Annotated in this window: 12 protein-coding genes; all 12 read right to left on the bottom strand. The window is 49.0% G+C overall.

The features are described from left to right. Nucleotides 1-317 (bottom strand): hypothetical protein (locus tag J4G02_02400; protein ID MCE2393447.1); only part of this gene is annotated, 317 nt, incomplete at its 3' end. Between the two features lie 145 nt (nt 318-462). Then, nucleotides 463-2,139, bottom strand: coding sequence for a CocE/NonD family hydrolase (locus J4G02_02395; GenBank protein MCE2393446.1), 1,677 nt, complete (start codon nt 2,137-2,139; stop codon nt 463-465). A 137-nt stretch (nt 2,140-2,276) separates the two neighbouring features. Next, nucleotides 2,277-2,981, bottom strand: coding sequence for a carbohydrate-binding family 9-like protein (locus J4G02_02390; protein MCE2393445.1), 705 nt, complete (start codon nt 2,979-2,981; stop codon nt 2,277-2,279). A gap of 33 nt (nt 2,982-3,014) precedes the next feature. Further along, the gene (locus J4G02_02385) at nt 3,015-4,097 is read right to left on the bottom strand and encodes a mandelate racemase/muconate lactonizing enzyme family protein (GenBank protein ID MCE2393444.1); all 1,083 of its coding nucleotides are present in this window, start codon (nt 4,095-4,097) and stop codon (nt 3,015-3,017) included. A gap of 7 nt (nt 4,098-4,104) precedes the next feature. After that, on the bottom strand, nt 4,105-4,509 hold the full coding sequence (locus J4G02_02380) for a DUF393 domain-containing protein (protein MCE2393443.1): 405 nt from the start codon (nt 4,507-4,509) through the stop codon (nt 4,105-4,107). Nucleotides 4,510-4,540: 31 nt separating this feature from the next. Beyond that, nucleotides 4,541-5,176 (bottom strand): hypothetical protein, encoded by a 636-nt coding sequence (locus J4G02_02375; protein ID MCE2393442.1) that lies wholly within the window; start codon nt 5,174-5,176, stop codon nt 4,541-4,543. Continuing rightward, complete coding sequence (locus tag J4G02_02370; protein ID MCE2393441.1) at nt 5,173-6,456, bottom strand: ATP-binding protein; 1,284 nt, start codon at nt 6,454-6,456, stop codon at nt 5,173-5,175. The genes J4G02_02375 and J4G02_02370 overlap by 4 nt, the downstream gene beginning before the upstream one ends. A 26-nt stretch (nt 6,457-6,482) precedes the next feature. Further along, on the bottom strand, nt 6,483-8,249 hold the full coding sequence (gene argS / locus J4G02_02365; protein MCE2393440.1) for an arginine--tRNA ligase: 1,767 nt from the start codon (nt 8,247-8,249) through the stop codon (nt 6,483-6,485). A 9-nt stretch (nt 8,250-8,258) separates the two neighbouring features. Next, complete coding sequence (gene rsfS, locus J4G02_02360; protein ID MCE2393439.1) at nt 8,259-8,699, bottom strand: ribosome silencing factor; 441 nt, start codon at nt 8,697-8,699, stop codon at nt 8,259-8,261. A 99-nt stretch (nt 8,700-8,798) separates the two neighbouring features. Further along, the gene (gene yqeK / locus J4G02_02355) at nt 8,799-9,431 is read right to left on the bottom strand and encodes a bis(5'-nucleosyl)-tetraphosphatase (symmetrical) YqeK (GenBank protein MCE2393438.1); all 633 of its coding nucleotides are present in this window, start codon (nt 9,429-9,431) and stop codon (nt 8,799-8,801) included. Next, entirely contained in the window at nt 9,418-9,672 is a 255-nt protein-coding gene (gene yacG / locus J4G02_02350) for a DNA gyrase inhibitor YacG (GenBank protein MCE2393437.1), read from the bottom strand. The genes yqeK and yacG overlap by 14 nt, the downstream gene beginning before the upstream one ends. A gap of 110 nt (nt 9,673-9,782) precedes the next feature. Beyond that, a complete protein-coding gene (gene nadD / locus J4G02_02345) occupies nt 9,783-10,364 on the bottom strand; it encodes a nicotinate-nucleotide adenylyltransferase (protein MCE2393436.1) in 582 nt (193 codons plus the stop codon). Nucleotides 10,365-10,421: the final 57 nt, after the last annotated feature.

Raw genomic sequence — 10,421 nt, 5'->3', positions numbered from 1 at the left:
GGTTCGCCTAGGTGTGCGGCTAAGTATTCCTGCCAAGTCTCTTCGTCGCTCACCTGGGCACCTTGGGTGAAACTGTTGCCATAGGTGTTGATGCGACGGGCCCGATCGGCGTACAGGGCTGCGCTGCGAGTTCCGTTTTTTTGAACGGTGTTAATGGTAACGCTGTTGTCGATTCCATCTTGGGGCAGATAGTTGCCGAGGATATATCCGACTTCCGGATCGAATTGACCCCACGAGAGTTTTTCCGGATCGAGGAAGTGATCGATCTCTTCTCTAGTAGGGGTTCTTGCCCGAACATGTTGCTCGAAAGTGGTCATGTTTGAAGTTCTCCTCACGCATTAAAGTGATTTTCTTATTTCTTTACCCTTCAAAAATCCTCGCGCGAAAGTCCCCGTCCTTTTAACCTATTCAGTTTTCAATTTCTTCCCAGTACGATAAAAAAGAACAGTGCGCCACCACTCGTCACTTCGTCGGAATAACCGGAAGCAGAATATGCGACGGATATTGACTCGAATGATAGACCGTTTGCTGTGCTGATCGCATCTCTGCATCAACCCCTAACGTGTTTCCGGTGTTCGGATTGCGATCAAAGCGCGGGAAGTTAGAGGAGGAGATTTCTACGCGGATGCAATGCCCCTTTTGGAAAACGTTTCCGGTGACCGCAACGTCAATTTCGTACTCATAAACTGTGTTCGGTTCAAGGAGCATCGGGTTAGTAAAGCTTTCGCGGTATCGGGCGCGAATAATCCCGTCGCACAGGTTCATCGCGTAACCCGTTGGTGAGACATCCACAAGTTTCGCCGTCCAGTCGGTGTCCAGCCCGTCGGTCGCAGCGTAGAGAACCACCTTAATTGGTCCCGTCACCTCCATGTCCTCTGCCATCGGTTCACTGGTATAGCAGAGCACATCGCCACGCATCTCAGCCGGACGTTGATCGTATGGTCCCCACGGGACGATGTGAGGTGAACAGCAGTTGTTACCGCCTATCGTTTGGACCGGATAGTGCGGGTCGTAAACGAAGTGATCCGTCGGCTCATGCGCTGGAACTTCGGTGGATAGTTCCCCATCACCGAGCACAGAGTTTGCTTTGCCATTTGAGTGGAGATACCATTTCTGCCACTGCGTCCGTGCAAGGGGCCACTCATGCTCATCGTGCCACTCGTTGATCCCCATGATAAACAGTCGCAATGGGGGTTCATCGACGATTCCGTTATCAATTCCCTTGAGCCAGTAATCGAACCAGCGAAGTTCCTCCCCGTCTAGGTCAGCCATCGAAGGTGCGCCGAAGTCGATATCGCCCGTCTGGGTGGAGGCACTCAGGGAGTGGGGCCACGGTCCAACGATGAGTTTGCTTTGCCGAGATTCCGGGGTGCGTCCGCCCTGACGCAAGCCGTTGAAATTGATAAAGGTATGTTGTGCGTAAAGGTCGTACCAGCCACCCATGTTGAACGCAGGGGCATCAATCTCGCCCCATTTTGTCTCAACGTTAGTTGCATCCCAATAGTCATCGTAGGCTGCGTGTTCAATCCAGTCCTTCCAGAACTGAAGTTTGCGCCCAGCGAGTTCGTCCATCTCGATAAGCGGCAGTTTTCGGAATGCCTCTGTCCAGTGGTGATATTCAATGCTCTGGGCAGTCCGTCCGTTGGTACGCATCCCCCACGTCATCAGCACATTGAGTTGGAATGCTCCACCGGGGTAGACCAATCCGGTATAAAAGTCATTACAGATGACGCGAGGCACCATACAGGTCAGAAACTCGCTGCGGTGGGGGGCGCTCTGCCACTGCACCAATCCCACATATGATCCGCCCGCCATACCGATTTTTCCGTTACACCACTCCTGCTGACCAATCCACTCCTGAGTGTCGTAGCCATCTGGACCGTGATTCGCAAAAGGATAATGCTCGCCATCTGAATCCCAGCGACCTCGTACATCCTGAATCACACAGGCATAGCCGTTGTTCGCCAGTTGACGCGCTTTTTCGATCATTGTGTCCATGTTGTTACTATAGGGCGTGCGCATCAACACCGTCGGAAACTTCCCCTGCGCTTTTGGAAGATAGATATCTGATGAGAGATTGACTCCATCGCGCATCGGTGTCTTTATGTTCAAACGCATTTCCACATCGTAATTCGACATTTGTTTCCTCCTGTTTTTTTATTCATAGAACTTACGCAGTTGAACGGTCAAAGTCCTGTAGTTCGGCGATTCATCGCCGCTAGACACCGTTGCCAACGCTCGATGAATCGGGCAACTACAATCTGGAGTGCGTAAGTCTATTGTTTTTCAACGAACCGCAGAGAACCAAAATGTTGTGGGCGATGATAATCGATCTTTTGGGTTGGTGACCATGCGGTGTATTCGTCCTCGGCTTCCGCTCGCCCGCGATCAATCCGATACAGGTTCATGCGCCAGACATCTCCCGCTTTCGGTGGGATATTTGGGGCGGTCAGTAAATCCTTGAATGGGACAGCAATCTCACATGACCAAGATGTATCCGGGGGACTGATAGCTCCTCTGTCAGCGGGGGAGCTCGTTTTTGCTATGCCATCGACGGAAACAGCGTGTTGTAATGTTTCGCTATCCCAATCGCGCAGCACGTGCATCTCCTGTCCATGCGATTTACCGTTGACGACGAAAGCATCAAACAACGTGTTGATGGGACTCACCTCAAGTTCAATGTATGTTCGGAGATCGCAGTCCGGATCAAGAAAAACTTCGACGACCTCCTCGTCATAGATATTCCCATCACGCTCGCGGATCGTTCCCCAGATATCTTGGTCATAACACAGAAAACCGACGTAGAGGTATTCGCTATTCCAGAGCAGCCGAGCCTCAGTTGGTTGGCGCGGTTTTTCGCCGGTATCCGTTGTCAGCAATTCAATGACATCGGCTGATTCCCACGCAGCATCTGTGAGCGTGCCATCAATTTTTATTTCATCATCAATCCGAACACAATCATATTGCGGCAATTCTATCATCGATTTCTCCTTCGTCAAATGATGTCCTGCGTTTTACGTTTCACGCATCACGAGATCAATCCCTAGACCGGGGCGATCGGAAAGTTCGATATATCCGGCAACTACCTGCTCCGGCGGGTTAAGGAGTTCCTCCCGCCATTCTACTTCACCCCATGCGTACTCTAGGATTGCAAAGTTCGGCACAGTTGCCATACACTGCACGCTTGCTGCGGTTGCAACCGGACCGCTTGGGTTATGCGGGGTCATCATCACGTCCGCTGCTTCTGCCATCGCCGCAATCTTTTTCAATTCCAAGATACCGCCAACATGCTTCACGTCTGGCAGGATATAATCAGCAGCACGCTTTTCCAGCAGCCTTTGAAACGCGGCTTTGGTTCGTAACTGCTCTCCGGTTGCGATTGGCATTGAGGTGGACTGGCTGACGTGGGAAAGGGCATCCAGATTTGTCATAGGAATCGGATCTTCAAGCCAGAAAAGATGCAGGTCATCAAGGGCTTTTGCTGCCTGGACAATCAAACCCGGATTGAAACGGCTATGACAATCGACCATCAAATCAATGTCAGGTCCGATGGTTTCGCGGATACGGCGGATACGTTCAATCCCTGTCCGTATCGCAGGTGTCAGAGTGCCATGTGATATGTCTCGCGTGGAAACATCGTCAAAGGGAGCGCACTTAACTGCTGTAAACCCTTCTTCAACCGCTTTTTGGGCGTTTTGTGCGAAGCCTTCGGGGGTTCGGTTCACAGTTGCACGGTTGATGTTGGCATAGAGACGAATCTCCCCCCGACATCTGCCACCCAAGAGTTGATAAATGGGCGCGTTCAACGCCTTGCCGACGAGATCCCAGAGCGCGTGTTCAACTCCGCTGACTGCTGTATGATAGGCTCGTCCTTCGAGCTCATGATAAAGCCGGCGATGGAAGTCCTCAATTTGGAAGATATTCTGACCGATGAGAGCGGAGTTAAGCCCTTCGATAATTTGCACCACACGTCCATCGTGACCGTGGGAGGCCTCGCCGATGCCCGTCGAACCATCTTCAGCATGGATTTTGACAAAGACCCAATCGCCACGATGGTTGACATCCACAGTATGGGTTTCGATTGCTTTAATTTTCATGTCAGCCTCATTCAGTAGAACAGGTTTCAGATTCACAGTCCAATTTGCTCAAACGTGACCGATTCTTCGCGATAATCAGGTATGCCCCCTTCAGCAGCGTCCGAATGATGGGCACAAGGTAGAGCCATGTGATATAGCGATACCTACCAAGCCGCTTATAAATCTGGTAGATGGTGTCCGCTCCGCAATAGACCTTCCCGCTTGCGTCAACGAACCGCATCCCTTCCTTGGATTCGATGGCTTCAAGTTGTGGGTATTGTGCGTAGAGATCGGGGGCTTGTCTGGGGGTATAGGCAAATTGATTCGCTTGATCCTTGTTCTGAATTCGACGGATACCGCTCAAGCAGAAATTGCACTCTCCATCGTAGATGATAACGGGTTTGTTTGGTTTTGTTGCGTTGTCTGTTTTCATGAGTTAGATTCTCCTTTTGAGATGGCGATTTTTATGCGGGAAACCACCCTTGCAGAACTTCGCGGAAGTAACGGAAAGAACTGTCTTGGCACCTTCTCAAGCTTACTTTGCGGGCTAATTGTCCATACAGCGCGCGGGAGTACTTTGTTTCGGTGCGATGTAGGACTTCCTTCAAAAGCTCTTTTGGGCGAGAAGGTTTAGTTTGTCCCGCTTGCCAGTAACCTTTTTGATTTCCCAAAACTTTTATTTTCTCCCTATCCATTCCGACTATTCCGGACACGTGAGACGACGTACTCCATACCCAGCTTTCGAGTTCTGGATCAATCGCAATAACAGCACTTTGACCCTTCCAGCCGTTGATGTTCAAATCGTCTTGAATTTTTTTCTCGATCTTCTCTGCATTTGCGGGACCTCCCTCCCATTTCACATCAATTAGCACTAAGGCATGCTCATACTGTTGAGCAAAGATGGATAGAAAACTTCCAGCTTCCTTGAATACTCCCGGATCGTTTCGAAGAGAGTAAATGTCAAAATCAGCATTGCTAACAAGCTGGCGAATGCCTAAAGCTTTCCATCGTTCAATCAGCAACGTCGTAACGGTTTGCTCTTGATGGCTATCTGCAACTAAGACGACTAGATCTTTCCGTTCCTGCTCTGTCTTTCTCATCCCAAAACTCCTGCCGCATATAACGTTTCCAAATCGACCTGTCCTCGCCAATCTTTTAACTTTGGATGCTCACTGCCACTCACAATTGAAGTCGCACCGGAGGGGTGTTTGGCGAAACAGAGAATTTGTTCCCGCTCAGTGAGTCCAACAATCAATGGGGAATGCGTTGCCAGCAAGACCTGACCGTCATACACCGATGAAAGTGATTCAAAAATCGCCTCAATAGCGCGGGGATGTATCCCGTTCTCCACTTCCTCAATTAGGTATATCTCCTGATTGTTCGGTAAATACGCCAGCAGGGTGAGAGCGAACAGACGTAGCGTACCATCAGACAGCAGCCATGAGGGGATAGGGTGTTCTAAGTTTGAGTAATGCACATTGAGATACAGATGGCGATCCTCTTCGCGTTCAACGAAATCAATCGTTTGCAGGTCGGGCAATACGGTGCGAAGATGTTCCAACCAGTCTTTGAAATCCTTCTCACGATTGTTACGAAGATCTCTAACAACAAGTGGAAGATTTGAGCCATCCGTGCGAAATGCGCGCTGGACGGAAGGGCTCGAAGGACGACGCATAACAGCACTGTTAAGTGCCAACACATGGATGCCTTCCATAAGTAGATTCTGTACCCACAAGGCAACAGGAAAATGCTTTTCATCTTGAGGTAAATTAGCTAGTGCAGATTTGCGGAAACCAACTCGTAGGGCACTACTCGTGCTCGATATTCTGGTTTCCGAATTGAAAGTATGGTGGCCACTCTCTGACTTACTGATGACCTTATACCATCCTTTTCCGGCACGCTCTGTCAACACACTTGCTGGTGGGACAGATTCATTAGGAAAAAGTGAGGCGTAAAGAGTAGCACGCGACACCGGCTCTGGACAAAGCCACAGTGTCTCGTTGACGATTGTTAATTCACCGCTCTCCGAATCTTTTCCAATTGCAAGTTCATATCGCGCAGTTTGATAACGATTGTTCTCTGTAGATTTGCGTAATTCGTCGGGAATCTCCAACTCAATTGCCAACTCAAACCGGTCTGCTATCTGATTGAAGATAAGTTCATCTACACGCCTCGCTCTGCCGACTGATTCAATGAGATCTTCACGCGCAAGGATGGCATCATCAAGCCCCCGTGTGAGGAGATCTCGCACCAGGCCTAAAACATCAAGAAAAGTACTTTTCCCGGATGCGTTCGGACCTACAAGCACATGAAAATCTTGTAATGGTTGACTGACATAGCGCAGGCAACGGTAGTTCAAGACTTCAACGCGTCGAATCATCTTTGTTCGTCTCCTTGTTTCATGGTCTACATCTCCTCAAGCGTTTCGATCCCCAGCAGGGCTAGGGCTTTTTTAATAACAGCTGCTGAGGCGTTTATCAGTGCCAATCGCGCTTTGATCAACAGCGGACTTTCGGCAGAAAGTACGGGGTGCTTGTGGTAGAATTGATTAACATTTTGCGCGACGATGAACAGATGATTACAGACACGAGCGGGGGAGAGATCACGAGCGGCTTCTTCCACAACTTCAGGGAACTGGATCAGCGCACGGATCAGCTGCAATTCTTCTTCGTTTCCGAGCAGTGAAAAATCTGGTTCAACTGTGGTAAGATCTTGGGTTTGTGCCCTTCGCAGGATACTAGCACAACGCGCGTAAGCATACTGGCAGTAGGGCCCGGTAAAGCCATCAAAGGATATAGACTCTTTTGGATCAAAGTTGATGGTGAGTTCAGGGCGGACACGCAGCAGATAGAATTTAATTGCTGCCATCCCGATGGCGAAAGCGCGTTTTTGAACCTCCTCGTCCGACAACTCACCCTCCGAGTCGCGCTGCCGAATTTCATCTGCGGCAAGCTGGAACATCTCCTCAATGAGATCATCGGCATCAATCACTGTTCCCTCACGCGATTTCATTCTTCCTTCTGGCAGATTCACCATGCCGTACGATAGATGATAACATTCAGGTGCCCATTCAAAACCGAGCATATCAAGCAGTTTGAATAGGCACTGGAAATGGTAGTTTTGCTCTGAGCCGACGACATAGATGGAACTATCGAGTTGATGCTCGTCAAACTTCATCTTTGCAGTTCCCAGGTCCTGTGTGATGTATACACTGGTGCCGTCGCTACGGAGCAGCGTCTCCACCTTCTGACTTCCATCCCTTTGTGTGCCGAATTCATCGACAGGCAATTGGGCAATCACGGCACCGTCTTCAGCCACGCCGAAGGCACCTTTCTCCAAACCGGTTTGGATGAGGTCTTTGCCAAGATTGTAAGTTTGGGACTCGTAGTAGAAAGCGTCAAATTCCAGACCGAGTTTTTGGTAGGTTTCGGCGAACCCATCGTAAACCCACCCGTTCATCATCTCCCAGAGTTTGAGTGTTTCCGAATCACCGGATTCCCATTTCCGAAGCATTGTCTGCGTCTCTTGTTCCAGATCTGGATGCTTATCTTCCTCCTGTGCGTAGCGGACATACCAATTTCCAACAAAGTGATCGCCCTTTGTGCTGATCTTCTCTGGAGTTCCACCATTTCCCCACTTCTGCCAAGCAAGCATCGATTTGCAAATGTGAACACCACGGTCATTTACAAGGTTTGCCTTAATCACTGTATACCCTGTCGCTTCAAGTAGGTTTGACACCCCCATTCCGAGGACACCGTTGCGAATGTGTCCTAAGTGTAAGGGTTTGTTGGTGTTGGGAGAGAGGTATTCGACCATCACCCGTTGTCCCTGACCTATATCAGTATTTCCAAGGCGCTCCCCCTGTCGCACAATTTCATCACATACACCGCCAAATAGGACGTGATTGTAAATTTTAACGTTCAAATAGGGACCAACTGCCTTCACCCATTGGATCGATTCACTTGGTTCTATTTCGGCTGCAATCGCTTGAGCAATCCGGGCTGGGTTTTGCCGAAACTGTTTTGCCAACGGAAAACACTCCACCGTAAAGTCTCCCAATTCGACCTGCGGTGGATACCCCAATTTGAGTGCTTCCGGTTTTTGTCCAAATCGGTTTTGACAGGCAGCCCCTACTGCGGTTAAAATTTCAGTTTTGATACTGTTGATCAACATCCTTCCCTCCTATTTTTCTTCGCTAGATTCGGAAGGGAACAAGCTTTCATCATCGAATTCGTAATCGTCAAGTTCGTCATATGCTTCTGCATCTTCCTCATATTCATCAATAGCTTCCACATCAGGAACTTCAATCTGTGGAGCGTCAGCCCAAAGACGTTCGAGGTTATAGTATTCTCGTTTCTCTTCGAGAAAAATATGTACCACAAAATCAACATAGTCTAGCAAAACCCAATCTGCATCACGTCCCCCTTCTCGATGCCAAGGACGTTCATTCCAGTTGTCTTCTAGTTCATCTCGCACAGCTTCGGATATACCTTCGACCTGCGTATCCGAGACGCCACTACAGATGACAAAAAAGGTTGTAAACGAGGGTAACTGTCTTAAATCAAGGATAACCGCATTACGAGCCCGTCGGCTCAAGGCGGTAGCAGCAGCGGCTTGTACCATTTCCAGTGTGTTTTCTTGCATGTTATTCCTCCTTGAAGAAGTGCCTAGAGTTAGAACTATGAATTGCACGAATAGCTGGATACCACGAATAACGCTAGTTCACTGTTTGTGCGTTAGTTCGCTGATTTCCCGGAGGGCGCTGTTATAGGCATCTATTGTATGTGGGTGAATGACGACACCTTTGGCGAGGAGGTGTTCAATTTTGTAACGACTGACTTCAAAAACGGCTTTGTTCAGATCTTGATAGGCAAGCTCACGCACAGCATGTGCTTCCGCGTGGTTGCGCTTAGGTTCGGCAAAGTCCGCGACATACAGGATTTTATCAATAAGTGTCATCTTACCGGATCCGGTTGTATGGATTCGGATGGCATTGAGGATTTCAGAGTTATCAACGTCGAAGTGCGAAACAGCGAACTCTACCCCGATGAGCGCGTGCAAGAGCGACGGGTTGTGGCGCTCGACTTCATCAAGTTGAATCTTGTGACTTGCCGCCGCTTCATACTGCTCTGAAGTCCGCATCCACTTCGCACAATCGTGTAGAAGGACAGCAAGATTTACTTTCCGCGGATCCGCTCCATATCTCTCAGCCAAATCGAGTGCCAACTCTCGAACAGATAGGACGTGTGTATACCGCTCTGGCGTTAGTTTGGATTTGAGATATTTTTCAATCTCAACGGCTTTCGGTTCTGCAAGCAGCGCTGCTCTTTCGATGTCGTCGTTATTCTTCTTCATTTGTAATTTCGTCCACTTCTCCCGCCTCAAGCAGAAACTGTGCAAGTGCTTCTTTTTCTTCATCTGCCATCAGGTCGGCATTCGGCAGTGGCGCACTGATCCGATAATCCTCGCTGAACCACTTACCGAGATCTATTGCCTTACAACGCGCACTACAGAAGGGAAAGTTTGGCGGTAGTTTCCCACCGGGTTTGTAATTAAATTCGGAAACTGTTCCACAGACACTACATTTGTGTTTCAACGTGAGATCACCTACCTTGTGCTTGAAGAAGCGAACTATGCGCTCACCTCTTCAAAAAACGAGTTTTTTAACGATAGTTTTTATAGGAACAAAGAATATGGTTCTTCGGTTTACCTATATAGCTGATGACGTTCAATATACTCCCAGACGGGCACCGGGACGAGGTATCGAATGGAACATCCGGATCGGATACGTTCACGAATCTGGGTTGCGGAGATATCAATTCCCGTTATTGAAAAGTATTGGACACGGTCTCGAAGATCTGATGGAACTTTGTCCAAGCAATAATTGGGACGTGTAGTTGCGATAAAGCGACAGATGTTGAGAATCTCATCATAATCCTTCCAGATTTTGAAGTCGATGAGTGAATCGGCACCGATGATAAACGCGAGATCGCATTCTCCTCCGTAGAAGGTTTGTAACTCTTTGATGGTCTGAATAGCAAAAGACGGACCGACGCGATCTAACTCAATCCGTGACACCTCGAAATTAGCGTTATCCAAGGTTGCGAGGAGGGTCATTTGATAACGATGTTCCGGATCGATGATGTCCCGCGAATCTTTATGGGGTGGACGGGCGGCCGGGATAAAGAGGATCTTATCATAGCCCAAGCCATCACGCACCTCCTCCGCGCTCAGCAGATGGGCATAGTGGATAGGGTTGAAGGTGCCACCCATAATGGCAATTTTCATTGTTATCCTCTACTGTTATCAACGGCGATGATTCAGATATAGTTACCTTCCACGCTC

This window comes from Candidatus Poribacteria bacterium (assembly GCA_021295755.1).
GTDB lineage: Bacteria > Poribacteria > WGA-4E > WGA-4E > PCPOR2b > PCPOR2b.
Note: the sequence above shows the minus strand (reverse complement) of the source record. Positions and strands in the feature narration are given on the sequence as shown.